Annotated in this window: 17 protein-coding genes; 8 read left to right on the top strand and 9 right to left on the bottom strand. The window is 61.4% G+C overall.

Annotation, left to right across the window (positions count from 1 at the left end; translation table 11 throughout):
- Positions 1–41 precede the first annotated feature (41 nt).
- The 3 genes from AC1VON_RS28475 to AC1VON_RS28465 all read right to left on the bottom strand — a co-directional run bounded on the left by AC1VON_RS28475 (position 42) and on the right by AC1VON_RS28465 (position 2,255).
- Positions 42–1,190: an amidohydrolase gene (locus AC1VON_RS28475; RefSeq protein WP_483125657.1), complete on the bottom strand. Its 1,149-nt coding sequence runs from the start codon at positions 1,188–1,190 to the stop codon at positions 42–44.
- A 48-nt stretch (positions 1,191–1,238) separates the two neighbouring features.
- Positions 1,239–1,694, bottom strand: a complete 456-nt coding sequence (locus AC1VON_RS28470; protein ID WP_172349296.1) for a hypothetical protein — start codon at positions 1,692–1,694, stop codon at positions 1,239–1,241.
- Between the two features lie 117 nt (positions 1,695–1,811).
- The gene (locus AC1VON_RS28465; RefSeq protein WP_483125656.1) at positions 1,812–2,255 is read right to left on the bottom strand and encodes an SRPBCC family protein; all 444 of its coding nucleotides are present in this window, start codon (positions 2,253–2,255) and stop codon (positions 1,812–1,814) included.
- 49 nt (positions 2,256–2,304) lie between these two features.
- Here AC1VON_RS28465 and AC1VON_RS28460 point away from each other — a divergent pair, with 49 nt between their 5' ends.
- The 7 genes from AC1VON_RS28460 (at position 2,305) to AC1VON_RS28430 (ending at position 8,649) form a co-directional block, all read left to right on the top strand.
- Positions 2,305–2,481: a hypothetical protein gene (locus AC1VON_RS28460; protein WP_483125655.1), complete on the top strand. Its 177-nt coding sequence runs from the start codon at positions 2,305–2,307 to the stop codon at positions 2,479–2,481.
- Between the two features lie 24 nt (positions 2,482–2,505).
- Positions 2,506–3,366 carry an FAD binding domain-containing protein gene (locus AC1VON_RS28455; RefSeq protein ID WP_483125654.1) on the top strand — a complete coding sequence of 287 codons (861 nt, stop codon included), beginning with the start codon at positions 2,506–2,508 and terminating at the stop codon, positions 3,364–3,366.
- Positions 3,366–3,842: a (2Fe-2S)-binding protein gene (locus tag AC1VON_RS28450; RefSeq protein WP_172349299.1), complete on the top strand. Its 477-nt coding sequence runs from the start codon at positions 3,366–3,368 to the stop codon at positions 3,840–3,842. Before AC1VON_RS28455 ends, AC1VON_RS28450 begins: the two co-directional genes overlap by 1 nt.
- 2 nt (positions 3,843–3,844) lie before the next feature.
- Positions 3,845–6,109, top strand: a complete 2,265-nt coding sequence (locus tag AC1VON_RS28445) for a xanthine dehydrogenase family protein molybdopterin-binding subunit (protein ID WP_483125653.1) — start codon at positions 3,845–3,847, stop codon at positions 6,107–6,109.
- Between the two features lie 2 nt (positions 6,110–6,111).
- A complete protein-coding gene (locus tag AC1VON_RS28440) occupies positions 6,112–6,357 on the top strand; it encodes a MoaD/ThiS family protein (RefSeq protein ID WP_095200421.1) in 246 nt (81 codons plus the stop codon).
- Positions 6,358–6,572: 215 nt separating this feature from the next.
- Complete coding sequence (locus AC1VON_RS28435; protein WP_483125652.1) at positions 6,573–7,688, top strand: GmrSD restriction endonuclease domain-containing protein; 1,116 nt, start codon at positions 6,573–6,575, stop codon at positions 7,686–7,688.
- Positions 7,678–8,649: a hypothetical protein gene (locus AC1VON_RS28430; RefSeq protein ID WP_483125651.1), complete on the top strand. Its 972-nt coding sequence runs from the start codon at positions 7,678–7,680 to the stop codon at positions 8,647–8,649. The genes AC1VON_RS28435 and AC1VON_RS28430 overlap by 11 nt, the downstream gene beginning before the upstream one ends.
- On the opposite strand, the gene AC1VON_RS28425 is transcribed toward AC1VON_RS28430, so the two are convergent.
- From AC1VON_RS28425 to AC1VON_RS28415, 3 genes are all read right to left on the bottom strand, one after another.
- Positions 8,643–10,256, bottom strand: a complete 1,614-nt coding sequence (locus tag AC1VON_RS28425) for an Eco57I restriction-modification methylase domain-containing protein (RefSeq protein ID WP_483125650.1) — start codon at positions 10,254–10,256, stop codon at positions 8,643–8,645. The two genes, AC1VON_RS28430 and AC1VON_RS28425, sit on opposite strands and share 7 nt — an antisense overlap.
- A 362-nt stretch (positions 10,257–10,618) precedes the next feature.
- Complete coding sequence (locus AC1VON_RS28420; RefSeq protein WP_483125649.1) at positions 10,619–11,590, bottom strand: ornithine cyclodeaminase family protein; 972 nt, start codon at positions 11,588–11,590, stop codon at positions 10,619–10,621.
- Positions 11,591–11,788: 198 nt separating this feature from the next.
- Complete coding sequence (locus AC1VON_RS28415; protein WP_483125648.1) at positions 11,789–13,720, bottom strand: putative bifunctional diguanylate cyclase/phosphodiesterase; 1,932 nt, start codon at positions 13,718–13,720, stop codon at positions 11,789–11,791.
- Between the two features lie 295 nt (positions 13,721–14,015).
- Here AC1VON_RS28415 and AC1VON_RS28410 point away from each other — a divergent pair, with 295 nt between their 5' ends.
- A complete protein-coding gene (locus AC1VON_RS28410) occupies positions 14,016–14,708 on the top strand; it encodes a N5-glutamine methyltransferase family protein (RefSeq protein WP_483125647.1) in 693 nt (230 codons plus the stop codon).
- A 195-nt stretch (positions 14,709–14,903) separates the two neighbouring features.
- Here the strand turns inward: AC1VON_RS28410 and AC1VON_RS28405 are convergent, their stop codons facing one another.
- From AC1VON_RS28405 to asnB, 3 genes are all read right to left on the bottom strand, one after another.
- Positions 14,904–15,170: an acyl carrier protein gene (locus tag AC1VON_RS28405; RefSeq protein WP_483125646.1), complete on the bottom strand. Its 267-nt coding sequence runs from the start codon at positions 15,168–15,170 to the stop codon at positions 14,904–14,906.
- 161 nt (positions 15,171–15,331) lie between these two features.
- On the bottom strand, positions 15,332–16,888 hold the full coding sequence (locus AC1VON_RS28400) for a class I adenylate-forming enzyme family protein (protein ID WP_483125645.1): 1,557 nt from the start codon (positions 16,886–16,888) through the stop codon (positions 15,332–15,334).
- A complete protein-coding gene (gene asnB, locus AC1VON_RS28395; protein WP_483125644.1) occupies positions 16,878–18,905 on the bottom strand; it encodes an asparagine synthase (glutamine-hydrolyzing) in 2,028 nt (675 codons plus the stop codon). The genes AC1VON_RS28400 and asnB overlap by 11 nt, the downstream gene beginning before the upstream one ends.
- Positions 18,906–18,909: the final 4 nt, after the last annotated feature.

Raw genomic sequence — 18,909 nt, 5'->3', positions numbered from 1 at the left:
CGGTTTCCGAGGCAGCGACCGGCTTGCGGCGGCGCGCGAACTCACCCCAGCAGATTGCGTGCCGTGCGCATGAAGATCCTCGACCCGATCGGGATCAGGTCGTCGGGAAAGTCGTAGTCCGGATTGTGGAGCGCCGGGTGGCGCTCGCCGGCGCCCAGGAAGAACATCGCCGATTTGGCGCTGTGGCCGAACAGGCCGAAATCTTCCGAGGCGCGCATCGGCAGGGCTTCTTCACCATGCACGACGCCTTCTTCCTGAAGCGCGCGTTGCAGGTGTTCCACCGCATCCGGCGCGTTGACGCTGGCGACGAAGATCTCGTGATAATCCCAGCGGACGGAAAGGCGGTGCCTGCCCGCGATCTCCCCGGCCAGCGCCTCGGCGGCGGCGCACAAATCCGCCATGCGTTCGTCGCGGCGGGTGCGCAGCGTTGCCCAGACCTGCGCATGCGCGGGCGCGATGCCGAACACGGCTTCGCCCATTTCGGCATGGGTGACGGTGACCATGGAGAAATCGTCATCGGCGAAGGTGGCGCGGCCGAGCGCGGGCAAAGCCGGCATCAGCTCCGAGATCGCCGGCATGGGCGAAATACCGGTCTCCGGCATGGAGGAATGCGCGGTCTTGCCTTCCAGCACGATGCGCATGCCGCGCGAGGCGCAATTGACCACGCCGGGCTTCAGCCGCACCTCGCCGAACGGCACGCCGGGCAGATTGTGCAGCGAGAAGGCGAAATCGGGCGCGATCTCGCCGTAGCGGGGATCGGCGACGACGCCGGCGGCGCCATTGCCGGTTTCCTCCGCCGGCTGGAACATCAGCACGACGCGGCCGCTTGCCGGGCGTTCTCGGCCGAGCTGACGGCCAAGGGCGGCCAGGATCGCGGTGTGTCCGTCATGGCCGCACATATGCGACTTGCCCGGCACCCGCGAGGCATGCGGCACGCCCGAAAGCTCCTCGATCGGCAGCGCGTCGAGTTCGGAGCGGAACAGCACGGTCGGGCCGGCCTTGCCGCTGTCATAGACCGCCGCCACGCCGTGCCCGCCCAATCCCGTCAGCACCTTGTCCGGGCCGGTATCGGCGAGGAAGGAGACGACCTCTTGCGCCGTCTTCTCCTCTTCATTGGAGATTTCCGGCTGCCGGTGCAGCTTGCGCCGCCACTCAGTGATCTCGACGATATCCCGGTTGGTGAGGGTCACGCGTTTCCTCCGCCGTTTGCCCTGATCGGCGCAGTGTCGCAAACGCCGCTAGCGTACGCGATTGGGGCAGAGCGCTTTGAACTGGTCCAGCGTGACATCGTATGACGAGGCGCCGGAGCCATCGAGCACCACATTGTCATCGATCGATGTGATCAGATAGTCGGTGGTCACGTCCGTGCCCTTGTTGCGGCCCTGGAACAGCATGTTGGCGCCGTAGAAGGTGGTGAATTTGCCGGTCTTGCAGTTGGCCGTGATCTCGAAGTGCAGAGGCGCCTTCATTTCCGCGTCAATGCACTCCTTGGAGAAATCGTGGCCATATTCGCGGCAGTAGACACCCGCTTTGCGCCTGTCGTGTTTGGCCAGGATGCTGGCATGCGTGGAGCCGATGCCTGACTTTTTGACGATGGTCAGTTCCATCCCCACCTTGTTGCCGTAATAGATCGTACTCGCCTGCGCCGCTGTCGCCAGGATCAAGGCGGGCAACACAACCAACAGATGTCGCATGGAACTCCTCCCTTGGCCGGGAAAGGATTCACGCCCGCGATCGCGCGGTCAAGGCCCTCGATGCACAACCGCCGCCGACGGACATGCCATCGGTGGCGGGCACTTTCCGGACTGGCCTTATTGATTGATCTCGGGCTCGACGAGCTTTGCCAGGTTCCGCAGCGATTCCTGCCAGCCGAGATAGCAGGCCTCGACCGGGATGACGTCGGGGATGCCGGCCTGGGTGATGTCGATCTCGGTACCGACCGAGACCTTTTTCAGGATCACTGTCACCTGGATCTCGCCGGGCAAATTGGGGTCGTCGAACCGGTCGGTGTAGCGCAGGCGCTCGCCGGGAACGAGTTCGAGATACTCGCCGCCAAAGGCATGGCCGCCGCCCGTCGTGAAGTTGCGGAAGGACATCTTGAACGTGCCGCCGACCTTGGCCTCGAGATGATCGACCGTGCAGGTGAAGCCGTTCGGCGGCAGCCACTTGGCCAGCGCGTCGGCTTCGACGAAGGCGCGATAGACCTTCTCCGGGCTGGTGGTGAGAACGCGGTGCAAACGTACGGTTCCGGGCATATCGTGTCCTTTCATGATGCGTGTTCGATGTCCCAAGGACGAACGGGGCTTGACCGATCCGACACAGGCTCTCAAATTTTTGAGAACCGGCGGCAATGCGGCCGTGCAGGCTTGGCGTAGGGCAATTCCGGTTGATTTGGGACTCGATTTTGCGGCGGCTGGACCAATCGTCGCAAATGACGAACCGGATAGCCATTATGAGGAGAGTGTTTATAACGGTCGCTGAAATCGCGATATCCAAGGGGAGACGATGCGCTACATACGTCCGCTTTCAATCGAAGATGCCGTCGGCCAACTGGCCGGATCGGCTGGCACGGCAGCCATCCTGGCCGGAGGCAGCGACCTTCTGGTGAGGATGAAGGGGGGCTTTGTCGAGCCCGACCTGATCGTCGACATCAAGTCGATCGCGTCCTTGAGCGAAATCCGCGAAACGGCCGACGGCTTCAGCATCGGGGCCGCCGTTCCCTGCGCCGTGCTGGGCGAGAACGTGGCCCTGAAGAAGGCATGGCCCGGCGTGGTCGAGGCGGCCAAGCTGATCGGCTCCAAGCAGGTGCAGGGCCGCTGCACAATCACGGGCAATCTGTGCAACGCCTCGCCGGCGGCGGACAGCGTGCCGGCGCTGGTGGCGGCGGGTGCAAGGGCCGTGGTTGCCGGGCCTTCGGGCAAGCGCACCATCCCCGTTGAGGCCGTGCCGACCGGACCGGGCAAGACCTCGCTCGCCAAGGGCGAGATCATCGAGGCGATCCTGCTCGACAAGCGCACGCCGCGCTCGGGCGACGCCTATCTCAGGTTCATTCCGCGCACCGAGATGGACATCGCCGTGGTCAGCGCCGGGGTGAACCTGACGATCGACGAACACGGCGTCATCACCGCCGCCCGCGTGGCGCTGGGTGCTGCGGCACCCACCGTGCTGCTGGTCGAGGAGGCCGCCGAGGCGCTTATCGGCAGGAAGCTGGACGAGGCAGCGCTTGAGCGGCTGGCAAAAGTCTGCGCCGGCGCCTGCCGCCCCATCGACGACAAGCGCGGTACCATCGAATTCAGACGGAAGGTTGCGGGTGTGCTGGCCAAACGTGCCGCCACATCAGCCTACGCACGTGCAGGAGGCAAATGATGGCTGGCATAGCAGTCTCGACGACAATCAACGGCGACAATATCGAATATCTCTGCCAGCCTGACGAGACGCTGCTCGACGTGCTGCGCGACCGGCTCGGCCTGACCGGCGCCAAGGAAGGCTGCGGCACCGGCGACTGCGGCGCCTGCTCGATCATCCTCGACAACCGGCTGGTCTGCTCCTGCCTGGTGCTGGGCGCCGAGGCCGAAGGGCGGCGTATCGAGACCGTCGAGGGCATGGCGCATGGCGACCAGCTGCACACGCTGCAGCAGAAATTCCTCGAGCATGCCGCGCTGCAATGCGGCATCTGCACGCCGGGTTTTTTGATCGCGGCCAAGGACCTGCTCGCCAAGAATCCCGACCCGAGCGAGGAGGAGATCCGCTTCGGCCTCGCCGGGAACCTGTGCCGCTGCACCGGCTATGACAAGATCGTGCGCGCCGTCCAGGACGCGGCACATGTGATGAAGGGAGCCTGAAGATGAATTTCGATCCGCGTTTTTCCGGGCGTAAATTCACATCCGTCGGCACACGCCCCATCCGCCCCGACGGCGTCGACAAGGTGACGGGCCGCGCCCGCTACGGCGCCGACTTCAACATGGCCGGCCAGTTGGTCGGCCGCGTGCTGCGCAGCCCGCACGCGCATGCGATCATCAGGAAGATCGACACGTCGAAGGCGGAAAAGCTGAACGGCGTGAAGGCGGTGATCACGGCGAAAGACCTGCCCGACCTGACCGATGGCGATGCCGCCATGTACGACATCCTCGACAATTGCATGGCGCGCACCAAGGCGCTCTATGACGGCCATGCGGTGGCCGCGGTCGCCGCCGTCGACGCCCGCACGGCGCGGCAGGCGCTGAAGCTGATCGAGGTCGACTACGAGATCCTGCCGCATGTCACCGATGTCGACGAGGCGATGCGGCACCACGCTCCGCTGATCAACGACACGATCTTCACCGAGGGGCTGGAGGAAAAGCCGGTAAAACCCTCCAACGTCACCAAGCGCAGCCAGTTCGGCCATGGCGACGTCCACCAGGGTTTCGGCCACGCCGACTTCATCGTCGAGCGCTCCTTCAAGACCGAGCAGACGCACCAGGGCTATATCGAGCCGCATGCCTGCGTGGCGAGCGTCTCGTCCGACGGCACCGCCGACCTCTGGGTCTGCACGCAGGGCCATTTCGTCTATCGCCAGCACTGCGCCCAGCTGCTTGGCATGGAAGCCTCGAAGCTGCGCGTCACCTCCTCGGAGATCGGCGGCGGCTTCGGCGGCAAGACCCATGTCTGGGCCGAGCCGGTGGCGCTTGCGCTGTCGCGGAAGGCCGGACGGCCGGTGAAGCTGGTGATGACACGCGACGAGGTGTTCCGCGCCTCGGGGCCGACCAGCGCCACCTCGATCGACGTCAAGATCGGCGCCCGCAAGGACGGCACCATCACCGCCGCCGAAGCGACGCTGCGCTATTCCTGCGGCCCCTATGCCGGCGCCTGGGCCGAGATCGGCGCCATGACGGCGTTCGCCTGCTACAAGCTCGATAACGTCAAGACGGTCGGCTACGAAGTGCTGGTCAACCGGCCGAAGACCGCGGCCTATCGCGCGCCCTCGGCGCCGATGGCGGCCTTCGCGGTGGAAAGCGCCGTCGACGAGCTCGCCAAGGAGATCGGCATGGACCCGGTCGACTTCCGCATCAAGAACGCCGCCCAGGAAGGCACACGCTCGTCCTACGGTCCGGTCTACGGACCGATCGGCATCGGCCCGACGCTGGAAGCGGTGAAGCACCATCCGCACATGAAGGCGCCGCTCGGCAAGAACCAGGGCAGGGGCATGGCCTGCGGCTTCTGGTTCAACTTCGGCGGCCAGACCTGCGTGGACCTCAACATCGGCATGGACGGCTCGGTGTCGCTGGCCGTCGGCACGGTCGATGTCGGCGGGTCGCGCGCGTCGCTGTCGCTGGTGGCGGCGGAGGAGCTCGGCATCGACTATGCCCAGCTCAAGGCGGTGGTCGCCGACACCTCCACCCTCGGCTACAACGACATGACCGACGGCAGCCGCGGCACCTTCTCCTCCTCGATGGCGACCATCTCGGCCGCCCGCAACGCGATCAAGATCCTGCGCGAGCGCGCCGCGCAGATGTGGGACATTTCCGTCGACGACGTGGTCTGGGAACAGGGCCACGCGGTCGCCAAGGGCGAGAAGCACGGCAATCTCGGCAAGCTCTCGCTGAAGGAGATCGCGGCGCAGTCCGGCAAGACCGGCGGGCCGATCGCCGGCCACAGCGAGCTCGTCGCCGACGGCGCCGGCGTCTCCTTCGCCACCCATATCTGCGACATCGAGGTCGACCCCGAGACCGGCTCGACCAGGGTGATCCGCTACACGGTGGTGCAGGATGCCGGCAAGGCGGTGCACCCGACCTATGTCGAGGGCCAGTACCAGGGCGGTGCCGCGCAAGGCATCGGCTGGGCGCTCAACGAGGAGTATATTTACGGCAAGGACGGAAGGCTGCAGAACGCCGGCTTCCTCGACTACCGCATCCCGGTGTGCTCCGACCTGCCGATGATCGACACGCAGATCCTGGAAATCCCCAACCCCAACCACCCCTATGGCGTGCGCGGCGTCGGCGAAACCTCGATCGTGCCGCCGCTGGCGGCGATCGCCAACGCGGTGTCGAACGCGGCGGGCGTGCGCATGACCCACATCCCGATGTCGCCGCCACGGATTCTCGCGGCCATCGAGGCGGAACGGGGAGGTTAAGTCTGGTCGAAGTCACCCTTTGGGGCGCGCTCGGCCAGCTCGCCGGCGGCAAGAGCAAGGTCGAGGTCGAAGCCAAGGACATCAGGGAGCTGTTCAGGAAACTGGCTGAACAGTATCCCGGCTTCGAGCCGTGGATCGATCGCGGGATTGCTGTCGCGATCGACGGGGTGATTTATCGGGATACGTGGAGCAAGGAGCTACCGCCGGGCGCGGAGATTTTTCTGCTGCCGCGGTTGGCTGGGGGGTGAATGCCTAGGTTACAATCTTCGTCGGACTTTGTTTGGCCGACATAAAGTTACAAACTTTATCCGCCGTTCCTGAGCAGACGAATAATTCTGGTGAGGGGGAGTTACTGGCCGCAATTTTGGTAGCTATTCTGCGGTCAACAAATTTTCTTTTTGCAAATATTCCCCAATAATATAGCATTACGGCCCGTGTCAAAAATCTAGTTGGGACTATCAACTTGCTAAAAATCAACAGGCGGCCTGGCACTCAAGATATCTCTTGGTTTCTGGATCAACATGCGCTTAGCAGGCTCGACCTGTCGCCGCCGTATCAGCGGAGAAGCGTGTGGACCCCCAAAGATAGGAGATATTTTTTGGACACGCTGTTCCGTGGCTTTCCATGCCCTCCTATCTACCTGCACAAGACAATCGACCAGACAGGAGGTGCGGTCTTTCATATTGTAGACGGGAAGCAACGGATTGAGACGATCATACGGTTCTCTCAAGGAAAACTCCGTATTCCAGAGGACTATGGCGATGATCGCCTCAACAATAAACGTTGGAAAGATATCCTTGCGGACACTCCGTTGAGAAACCAATTTCTAAACTATCCATTTGTCGTAGAGTATTTTGATGATGTTGACAGTACCGTCGTAAATGAAATTTTTGAAAGAATGAATAAAAACTCTCGCAAGCTTACTCAGCAGGAGCTTAGAAATGCTCGTTATGATGGCTGGTTCAGCAATGAGGTTGACCGAGAACTTGAAGAGCCTATCTGGCGAAATCTTGGCATAGTAACTGCTGGTCGAGCTCGTCGAATGGCAGATGCGCAATTCATTGCAGAATTGTTCATGGTTGTAATTGACGATCGTATCGTCGGATTTGAACACAACTTAATTGATGAAGCCTATGCCAATTATGAGGATCCTGAAAATCCCGACTTAGCTTTCAACAAAGAGTCTTTCTCTGAGCGATTAGCAAAATCCCGATCTGACCTCCAAAAAATCTATGAAGCAGATAATTCGGTATCCGCATTTTTGTCGAGCGTCTCCAATCTGTACACTTTGTGGGCCGTTCTCGTTCTTGATCGAGAGAGGCTGCCTAGTGATACGGAGTTGAGTGACCGGTACTTGAAGTTCGTTTCGGAGATAGACGCGGTTGCGCAGCAGAAGAAAATCGAAAGAACTGCACCGATTCCAGGCGAGGATGCACTCCAAACGGCGGTAGATTATGGGTCGTTGGCTTCTCCTGAAGCCTTGGATTACTTTGACGCCAATCAGAGTGCGACGACCGAATTTCCGCAACGGGCCAAACGTTTCAGCGCACTTCGCCGGGCTTTGAAAATTGAAAATTGATAAAGCAATAAGGGATGCTTACGACGACCAGCTGAAACTGAGCAGCCTCGTCGAGAGCGATGTAATAGCGTTAAGCAAAAAGTTTCCCCCAGAGTGGCATTTTACTTCTCGACTTAAATCTATCGAGAGTTTCGCGCAGAAAATTGAAGCTGGCCTATGCCATTCGAATATGGCCATTGATGATTTATTTGCGTGCACTATTGTTGTCAGGAATTCAACGGAGATCACGCGAGCAACCGCGCTCGTCGAGGATGTATTTGATATCGTTGAACGTCGCCCGGCCAGCAGTACGGCAACCAAAAGCAGGCCTACGGAATTTCATTTCGACGATCTTCGCCTTTATGCCAATTTAAAGGAATCGTTCCGAGGGCGGCAGCCTATCAATGATGTTCGCTTCGAAATTCAGGTCAAAACTTTCCTTCAGCATGCTTGGGCAATCGCCACGCACGATCTGACATACAAAACGGATAAAGTCAGTTGGGCCAAACTTCGTGTAGCATCGCAAATACGCGCAATGCTGGAGCACGCCGAATTATCTATCGACCAGTTCGATAAGCTGGCCGGCTCTGAGATTCTCGCCAAAGATCACAAGGAATTTCGCGAGGTTGCTGAGATCATCGTTCTGCTACAAGCCCATTGGGAGTCGGCCGCGCTTCCACGCGATCTTCAACGGTTGGCGCAAACGATCAGGGCAGCATCTCTAACCTTTGATTTGTCCGTAAAGTCGATGTTCGGGTATCTCGTCGATGAGAGGAAAAAAGGTGGTGGCGTAGCCAGCCTCGATCATTCTCCCTACGGGGAACTAATCCAAGCAGTGCTGCATCAGCATGTTTTCGACGGAGAGAGGCTGCTTGATCGTGCAAAAAAGCATCGTTGGCTGGATAAGATAATGGTTTCGCCTTTCATCGATTTGCCGTCCAATCTCGAGAAATTGAAGGGCGTTATCATCGAAACCTATTGAGTCCTCCGCAGCCTGATTTTACGGTGACGGCCGAGGCTTCTTTCTATCTCGCGAAGCGATTCTTTGTGAAGGAAGCCCCTGTCAATCCAAAACTGATCTGCGATCTGTGCTGCGCTATGATATTCTTTGTTGCGCAAACGAATGTCTACTTTATGGAATGCGGCGTCGACGGCAGCATCGTCCGGGCCGTCGAGAATCACTCGTAACCTTCTAACGTCGCGGGGCTCATGCTTGAGCAAGCCTGATCCGTATGGCCTGCCTTCGAGTTCCGCTGACAGCTGCCCAAACGACGATGCCAGTGAAAGGGCGATTTGCTTTTTTGAAAGAGCCGCAGCGGAATCGAAGAAGATTCTATAGAGGGTATTAGTGCAATGCAGACGCTCCGGATTTAAAGCCATTCTTGGGGCAATGTGGGACATTCCAGTGAAGAACGCATCTGCAATCAAATGATCGAACGGCTGATGCCAAATATCTCTCTTTTGGAAAGTAATATTGCTCGCTATTTTAGCCTCATCCATTTTTTCCAAATATGTTGTAACTTCGGCGTCGATCTCTGTATCGCCGGATCTCGTATCTAAAATTGCCGACCGTTCGCCAGAGGCGAACGCGGTCAATAAGTCATTGGCGGAAACTGTTAGCCCGTTAATTTGATCGGCCTTAGATACTATTGGCAAAAGCCAATTGCCGGTGATCCTGGTTCGCCGTGCTTTTTCGACGTCGAAAAGGAAGAAGTTTGAATCGCCCGTGACTAATCCGATTCTAATCTTGCATAGATCGCCTAACTGTCGAGTCCGTCCTAGGTCCAGACCGTGTTCGTCAAGGCGCTTTGGGGACTCCGGAATATCAGCATTGCCAAAGAGAATATTCTTGACAACATTTATGTCATTGACGGCAACTATCGAAATTGTCGAACTAGCCTCATTTCGTCTTTGACCCCAGCCGTCGGCGAACAAGAGAACCGATCTCTCACTGGCTCCCTCGTTTTCAAATAGGTGTTCTCTGATTGAGAAGGCTTGTACCTCTTTGAAATGCGTCGCAATGTACTGTCTTATTTTTTCTGCGTAGGTTGCGTGCAAGAAACTGTGGGGCAATACAAATGCCGCCCTCCCACCAAGGCGCAAAAACCGGGTCGCTTGTAATAGAAAAAATGCCCAAAGATTTGCTTGCATTGGCATGTCTATGCCAATGGCTTTCTTTACAAGTTTGGCATTCTCTCGAATCGTCTGACCAAATACATGGTGGCGAACGTAGGGCGGATTCCCGACGACGACGTCAAATCCAGGCACATCAAAGGCGTCAGTTGAAAGTGATAGAAAATCCTCATTCTTGAACTGCGTCGGTTCGGTCGAAAAGCCTCGCTCTTTAAGCACCTGAAAAGCGGAGGGGTCGATGTCGGTTCCCATGACCTGTTTCGACGGCGCATACGAGCCAAGCGAGATGAGACGCCTTTGGATTGCGGCGATAAATTCGCAACCCCCAAAGCTCGGTTCAAGCACCAAGTCGGTGCCGGTTCTTACAGCCCACCTGCACAGCAGATCCGCCACTGGCGCTGATGTATAGTATGCCCCCAAGGCTCGCCGGCTGTGATTTTTGAGATGACGGTCCACGGCAGGTCCCTACTTGGTATGGGCATGTCAGTTATCGGGCCGGCTTCCAACGGGCCGCCGAATTGGGCACAATCGAACGCAAACCCGAACTGGTCAGCTTCGGGAATCAGCTTCGGCTCTCTAGGTTTCGTCTACTACGAATCTCAGCAATCGAGCAGCGAATTGGCCTTTTGAGCAAAGCGTCGTGTTTGCATCCCTAAAATCTATTGTCGCTGGCCTCCAAATTAACGGCAACTCTGCCGTAGCGTCGTTGTCGCCTGCATCTCAAAGCCCTAGTCAACTCCTCCTTAGACCGTCTCCCAGTCTGGGGCTCGGTTCACACAAATCTGGCTCAGCTGTATCCTGCTTCCCGTAGGATTGCTCTACGCCCCAACCACCCCCGCCGCCTGCGCCCGCACATACGCCAGCCCGGCCACCGCCAGATCGCCCACAGCCATGCCCCGGAACACAAACGCCGTGGCCTCGCTTGCGCTCTGTCGCCCCGCAAAGTCGCCGCAGACAAGGCCCGTCAGGTCGCCGGCGACCAGCGCTGCGTCGACCATGGGTTTGGGCATCTGCTTCTCCTGCTCCAGGTCGTCGACGACGATGCGGTCGAAGCGGCGCATGGTTGCGGGCAGCCAGGGCAGGGCTAGGTCGGTGATTGCGGTGAAGCTGCCCGGTTTCAGCCAGTTGGCGTCGAGGAACGGTTCGGGTTCGGGCACCAGGGTCACGGTCGTCACCACCATGTCGGCACCCTCGACTGCGGCCCTTGCCGTGTCGCTGGGGATTGCCTGGAGGCCGCGCGAGCGGGCCATCTCGCAAAGCGCGTCGCGATTGCTTTTGCCGCGACCGAAGGCGCGGATTTCGCGCAGGGGGAAGAGGTCGGCGAAGGCTTCCAGGTGGCCGCGCGCTTGCACCCCGCAGCCGATGAAGGCGACGGATGATGAATTGTTCCGTGCCATGCGCCGGGCGGCGACGGCGCTCAGGCCCGCCGTGCGCTTGGCCGTCACCCAATTGCCGTCGACCAGGGCCAGCGGCAGGCCCGTCTCGGCGTCGAGCAGCGTGATCAGCGAATTGATCGTGGCCAGTCCGCGCTGGGCGTTGCGGGGGTTCACCACCAGCGACTTGGTGGCCAGCACCGGCGGCACGGTGGCGACGCCCAGCGTGGCCATGAAGTAGCGGTCGTCGCCCGGCCACACGGCGGCCTTCGGCGCGCACCAGACTTCGCCGCGCCGCTGGCCGGCGATCTGGCGTTCGATCTCGTCGACGATGTCAGGCGTGGAAATCGCCAGGCGATCGAGAACCGCCGACGAGAGATAGGGCAGCGTTTCGGCGGCCGGGGACTGGTTGTTCATCTTGTCATGTTCCCTAGAGCATGATGCCGAAAAGTGTGAAGCGGTTTTCGGACGACATCATGCTCTATCTGTTTGATTTTAGAGACGGATTCAGATTTCAGGTCGATTCGACCTGAAATCATCCGGCTCTAGGAGATCATCAGACTACACGATGCGCGCGGGACCGAAAGCCTCTCGCCGCGAGCGGCGTGTGCAAGGTCAGGCCGCGCTGCCGCTCTGGCGCCTTGCGGCGGGGTCGAAGAGCGCTTCCGCCGCGAGCGTCCGGCTGGAATGGCCCGCTTCATAGGCGAGCGCCTCGGGCGCGGGGAGGGCGGGCGAGAACAGAAAGCCTTGCGCGACCATGCAGTCGAGGGAGCGCAGGATCAGGCGGTCGGCGTCCGTCTCGACCCCCTCGGCCATCACCTCTATGCCCAGCGCGCGGCCGAGATCGATGACCGTCTTGACCAGCGCCTGGTCCTCCACGGACTTGGCCAGGTCGCGCACGAAATGCTTGTCGATCTTGATCTTGCGGATGCGGCTGTCCTTCAGCGCGACCAGGGTCGAAAAGCCGGTGCCGAAATCGTCGAGCACGATCGATATGCCGGCGTCGGCGAGGCGGCCGATCTTTTCGTCGACCCGGTCGCGGTCGACCGGCGCTTCCTCGGTGATCTCGATCTCCAGCATCGCCGCGGGCAGGTTCCTGGCCTTCAGCATGTCCAGGATCATGTCGTCGACATTGCCCGCCTCGAGCTCGCGCGGCGACAGGTTCATCGCGACCCGCACATCGCCGCGGCCGCTCCCCGCCAGCGCCTCGATCATGGCGCAGCAATTGCGGAACACCGTTTCCGTCAGCAGCGGCAGCAGGCCGGTCTCGCGCGCCGCGGTGACGATCTCGGGCGGCGAGATCGCCCCGTGGAGCGGGTGTTGCCAGCGCAGCAGCGCCTCGAAACCCACCACCGCGTTGGTGTCCAGGCGCACCAGCGGCTGGAACCATGAGCACAGCGCGCCGGCCTCGATGGCGCCGCGCAGGTCGCGCTCGATGCAATGCTTGCGCTCCAGCGCCTGGTCGAGCCCGGCATCGAAGATACAGTATTCGTTCCTGCCCTTGCGCTTGGCCGCGTAGAGCGCGAAATCGGCCCGCAGCAGCATTTCCGTCAGTCGTGGATTGTCCGAAACGTAGATGCCGACCGAGGCGCCGACGCGCACCGAGTTCAACGCCGGATCCGGCTGCGCGATCGCCGCGATGAGCGCGCTGGCGAGCGCGCCGGCCGCATGCGCGGATCGCGCGGCGGAAAACAGCAGCACGAACTCGTCGCCGCCGATGCGCGCGATCGTGGCGCCTTGCGGCGCATGGCTTTCGATCCTGCGCGCGACCTTGACCAGCAGGTCGTCGCCGATGTTGTGGCCATAGGTGTCGTTGACGGATTTGAAGCCGTCGAGGTCGACCAGCATGGTCACGAACGGGCCGTCGGAAGGCCCCAGCTGTCGGATTGCCTGCTCAAGCCCGTACCGGTTGAGCAAATTCGTCAGCGGATCGCGCCTGGAATTGCGGTCCATCTCGGCGGCGAATTCCCGCGCCTCGTATTTGAGGCGGCTCGTCTCGCGGAAGCTGGCCTGGCCGAGCAGCGCGCTCCTGACCATTCCGCCGAGGAAAAGCACGATGGTGAAAGCCAGGACGTAGTTCTCGATACCGCCCCTGGCCAGCACGCATCCTGCGGCGACCAGAAGCGGCAGCGTCATGAAATTGATCGCCGCCGGCGTGTACGAGGCCGAGTAGGTGACGGAGCCGGCCGACAGGCCCGCCAGCACGATCAGATAGAGCGGCGCCTGCGCGGTGGTGTATCCGTCGGCCAGCACGGCCAGGAAAGCCCAGGCAATGCCGGACGCCAGAGCCAATGCGCCGTAAAGGGAGAGCCGGGCGCTGACCGGCCTCGGGCCGTTCCCGGAAATGTCCGGCTGGGCGGCGGCGAGCGCCAGGCGCGCGCCGTTGATGATGCTGACCGCCGCGAACCACAGCACCGCGCCAAGGCCGCCATGCGAGAGCATCTGCACGGCCAGGATCAGCGCCGACAGCATCGAGGCGATCGGCATGGAAATGAAGATGCCCTTCCGCAGATCAGCGAACTGATCGCGGAGGATCCCGGTTGCCACGGCTTCGCTCTGCCCCTGGGGAGAAGGGCCAGCAAACAAGCGCTTGAAATGCCCTGCCATGGCATCCTCGTTAGGACAGTGGAATGAAAATCGTGTTAAGGATTTCAGCGGTTTACGGCGTATCTCTCAAATAAAGGCCGGCGGTGGGCCGTGGCGGAGGATCGCAGCAAGCGTCCGTGACCTCGTGTCCCGGTTTCGCGGCAAAGGCCGGAGAAACTCATGGTCTCGGCGCAGGTTTGACTGGCGCGCGGATGCCGAACACCTATACTGGGAACATCAAGCGAGTGGGGTCGCCATGAGCAAGGAATTCAGTGTGGCCGACGCCTATGGCACGGGCCGCGCCGTCTTCATGGGACTTGAGCTGATCGTCGCGCCCGGTGCGCTCGTGCCCCGGCCGGAGACGGAGTTGCTCGGCGCGACGGCTCTCGATGTCTTGCATCAGATGAACCTGCCGGCGCCGCGCATCATCGACATGTGCTGCGGCGCCGGCAATCTGGCCTGTGCCATCGCCCACCGCGTGCCCGCCGCACGCGTCTGGGCGAGCGACCTCACCGATGGATGCGTCGAGGTGACACGACGCAACGCCGCCCATCACGGCATGGCCGACCGTGTCTCGGTGCATCAGGGCGATCTGTTCGACGCCCTCTCGGGCCAGGGACTTGAAGGGACGATGGACGTGATCGTCTGCAATCCGCCCTACATTTCAGAAAAACGGCTCGAGGGCGACCGCGCGCATCTGGTCGAGCTCGAACCGCGTGAAGCGTTCGCGGCAGGCCCTTACGGCCTCAGCATCCATATGCGGGTGGTGAAGGACGCGCCGCGATATTTGCGGCCTGGCGGCGTCCTGCTCTTCGAGGTCGGCCTTGGCCAGGACCGGCAGGTGATGGCCCTGCTGGAGCGCAGCAAGGCATATGAGAACATCCGCGCCGTCTCCAACGAAGCGGGCGAGGGCCGGGTGGTCCTGGGACAAGCCAGGGCGCAGGCATGAGCGTGCGGAACGCCTGGGCAATTCCAGGAAAACTGTGAAGCGGTTTCGCCCAAAATTGCGTGGAAACAAAGGGATAGGGCGCTTCGCGTTGAAACGGATTCATGCGATGCGCTTCAAGTCCTTGTTTTCATGCATGCCGTTTTCCCAAAGCCGGGGTTGCTTCCGGGCGACATCCATCAAGGCCTACGCCGGCAATCAATTCATCTTGCGCAGGATGTACTGCTCGATGCCCTGAATGGAATCGAGGTTTTCAGGCAAGAGCTCGCTGTCTTCGACGATGATGCCGAAGGTCTCCTCGATGAAGCCGATAATCTCGAGCACCCCCGTGGAGTTGACGATGCCCTGATCGAGCAGGGACGTGTCGTCCACCAATGCCTTGGCGTCGCTCACGTAGAAATTCGAAACCAGGAAACTGCGAATTTGCTCGCTGTAGATTCCGGTGCGTTCCTTGGTAGTCAACATGAATTCGCCCTCCGTTGCGGCCTCAAAAATCCAGCGACTTCGTCCCCCAAAGCGCCTCGCGTTGAAAAGGATTCATGCGACGCTCTTTCCAGGTCCTTGTTTTCATGCATGTCGTTCTCCCAGGATCGGGGTCACTTTCGAGCGGCATGCGGTGGCCCGCCTCATGACAGGGCCGTCTTCTTGAGTTTGCCGGTGTCCGTCATCGGCAGGCTGGCCACGACGACGATGGACTTCGGAACCATGAAGTTCTCCAGTCGCTTCTGGCACTCCATCCGCAACTGCTTTTCGCCGATGATCCTTCCATTCTCCATCACGACAAATGCCTTCACCGCCTGCCCAAGGAGTTCGTCCGGAACACCGATCACCGCCGCTTCCCGGACCCCTGGAATATCCATGAGCACGTTCTCGACCTCCTTCGGCGCCACCTTCTCGCCGCGCGATTTGATGATCTCGTCACCACGGCCGACGAAGTAGAGATAACCCTCCGCGTCCATCCGGCAGTAGTCGCCGGTGTACAAGACCTGCTCGCCCGGCAGCGGGCCGGGCTTGAGCTTCCTGGCCGTCGCCTCGGGCTTGCCCCAATATCCCTTCATCACCGTCGCGCCGCGGATGACGAGCTGGCCGACGACGCCGGGGCCGACCCGCCTGTCATGTTCGTCGACAATCCACATCTCCGTGTTCGGGATCGCGATCCCGACGCTCAACGGCTTTCGCTCGAGGTCCTCTGGCGGCAGATAGGTGCAACGCTTGCATTCGGTGAGGCCGTACATCGAATAGATGCGTGCACTCGAAAACAGCTCGCGAAGCATGAGAATATGCTTGAGCGGCAAGGCGGCCGCGGTGTTGGTGACGTAGCGAATGCGTGAGAAATCCTGGTCCTTGAGGGACTTGAGCTCGGAGAGCGCCGCAAAGATGGTCGGCACGCCGGGAAAACCCGTAACCCCCTCTTGCCTGATCAGTTCAAGGACCCGCGCCGGGAAGGCGAACGAGCGCTCGAGCACCAGCCGGGCGCCGGTGCGGAAGGCCATGATCATCTGGTACAGGCCGTAGTCGAAAGCCAGGGGCAGGACGTTGAGGATCACCTCGTCCTCGCCAAGCTCAAGGTACGAGGCGATCGACGTGCAGGCGGTCATCATGTTTCTGTGCGTCAGCATCACGCCCTTGGGTTCACCCGTCGAACCGGAGGTGTAGATGATGGCGGCGAGATCGACATCGATGCAGCGCCGCGCCGGCGGTGCGCGGCCGTCGGCGGCGGCCGCGGTGTCCCAGCGCACGGCATGCGGCAATCGGGAGAGCTCGACGTCGTCGATCGACCCGGAAACGATCATGCGCAGAAGCGACGGGCAGCCGCGCACCGGCTCGCGGAAGATCGCGTGCAGATGCCCGTCCGTGATCAACGCCGTCGGCTTGCAGTCGTTGAGCAGGTAATCGAGCTTGTCGCTCTTGGTGAGCGGGTTGACGATGCATACCACCGCGTTCGCCTTGAGCACCGCCCAGAAGCTCACCACCGTCTCGACGGTGTTGTCGGCGAAGATCATCACGCGGTCGCCGCGCACGACCCCTGACGCGGCCAGATCCCGGGCGATCGCATTGGCGCGCGTCTCAAGCTCGCCATAGGTGACACGTTGCTTGTTGCACACCAGTGCAACCTTGCCGCCGAGCCGGCTGGCGGAGTGGGCGAGGTAGTCATGCAGCAGTGGTACGGCATCATGCAACATGCAAGCATTCTTCCCGATGTTCGCGATCGACGTCGACGCTGAGCGCATATTCGCGAGTTGCACTGGGACAGCTCGCGACAAACTGCCGATGAAGGAGTTGGGTCGACAGCACGCCGACCAGCGCCATGTTGTCGGCATTGGACAGATCGCCGTCGCCGGTCCTGGCCTGGCACTTGCCGAGCAGGCGCGTGACCGCCTTCGGATCGAAGATATTGGCCTCGCGCAGCGCCGTCTCCGAAAGCGCCTCGCGAACGTATTCCGGCGCGTCGTCGGCGACGAAGCAAAGCGCGTTGGGCGCGCGGAATGGCTGCTTCTTGCGGGTGACGATCTCGGAGGGCACGATCGGTTCCGCGACGCGTTTCAGCACGTGCTTCTCGTCGAGGACGCGCAGCTTGTAGGCGGCCGGAAGCGAATTCGCCAGGCTCACAAGTTCATCGTCCAGGAAGGGGAAACGCCCCTCGACGGAGTGGGCCATCAGCATCCTGTCGCCTTGCGAGGAGAGCAGATAGCCCGACATCAGCGTCTGGACCTCGAGATACTGGTCCTGCGCGAGCGGGCTCCAGCGCGGGAACTCCGCGGGTAGCCGGGCGAGCAACTCGGACACGGCGTCGCGGCGCTCGGTCTCGGCGCGCATGTCGGCGGAAAACAGGCGCTTGATGGCGCTGGTGGTGTGCCAGCGTGTGTCATGGGCAAAGCCCGGCGCGTCATAGGCCTGGATGTTGCGCCCGAAGAACTGGCGCGCCATCGCCTGCTGTTGCACCGGCGAGCGGGTGAGGTAGGGGTAAAGACGTTCCAGGAGCCGCGAGCGCCGTGTCGATGCCGGCTGGCGGCCCCAGAACCGGCGGACCTTGCCTTCGCGGAACAGGTCGTAGCCGGCGAACATCTCGTCAGCCCCTTCGCCGGTCAGCACGACCTTGATGCCACGCTCGCGCACCAGCCGCGAGAGCAGGAACAGCGGCGCCGGGGCGGTCCGCAGTATCGGGCGCTCGGTGTGGTGGATCACCGCCGGAAAGATGGCGGCGATATCGCCGCGCGAAACCACCACTTCGTGATGCTCGCTGCCGGTTGCCTCGGCAACCAGGCGCTGGAAGCGGGTTTCGTCATATTCGGCGTCGGCGAAACGCAAGGAGAAGGTCTGGAAGCGTTCGCCGGCGAAGCGCCTTCCCAGCGCAGCCACGAGCGAACTGTCCAGTCCACCGGAGAGGTAGCACCCGACAGGCACGTCGGCGCGCACCATCCTGAGCGCCGTCGCGGCCTCAAGGGCGTCACGCACGCGGTCCACCGCGTCACCGCAAGACCCGGTGAACCCGCCCTGCCGCGATCCGGAAATCTCTGGGTAGGAGGGCCGCCAAAAGGCCCGCTCGCGAACGGTGCCATCCTGGTAGGTGCGGACATGCCCCGGCTCGAGTTCATGGATTCCCTGGAATACCCCTTGCGGCGGAACGACCGTCCAGAGCGTGAAAGTCTGATCGATGCCGGCCGGATCAAAGGCGCGAGGGACGGTTCGATCGGCCGCGAAGATGGCCTTCACCTCGCTGGCGAAATAAAGGCGGCCCGCGTGCTCGCACAAATGCAGGGGGCAAATGCCGAACCGGTCGCGCGACAATACGAGACGACCCGCCATCGAGTCCCAGATTGCGATTGCCCATTGGCCGTTCATCCGCTCGAAGGCTGCTTCGCCCCACGCACGATAGGCATGGAGCGCGACCTCGGTGTCGCTGCGGGTCCGGAAGCGATGGCCGAGCGCGATCAGCTTTTCCCGCAGCTCGACGTAGTTGAATATCTCGCCGTTGAACACGATCCAGGTCGTATCGCCTGTGTCCGCGAGCGGCTGCTGGCCGTTGGAAAGATCGACGACGGAAAGCCGCGCGTGCGCCAGCCCCGCGCGTCTGTCCCGGTAAAGGCCGTGCTCGTCCGGGCCGCGATGCGCCAGCGCCCCCACCATCCGCATCAGCGCCTCACGCGAAGGAGAAGCCGCCGCGGCGTTCAGCCCCACAATTCCAGCGATGCCGCACATCCCC

Source organism: Mesorhizobium sp. HAY1-8B, assembly GCF_056868045.1.
This window is presented reverse-complemented; position numbering and strand designations above follow the sequence as displayed.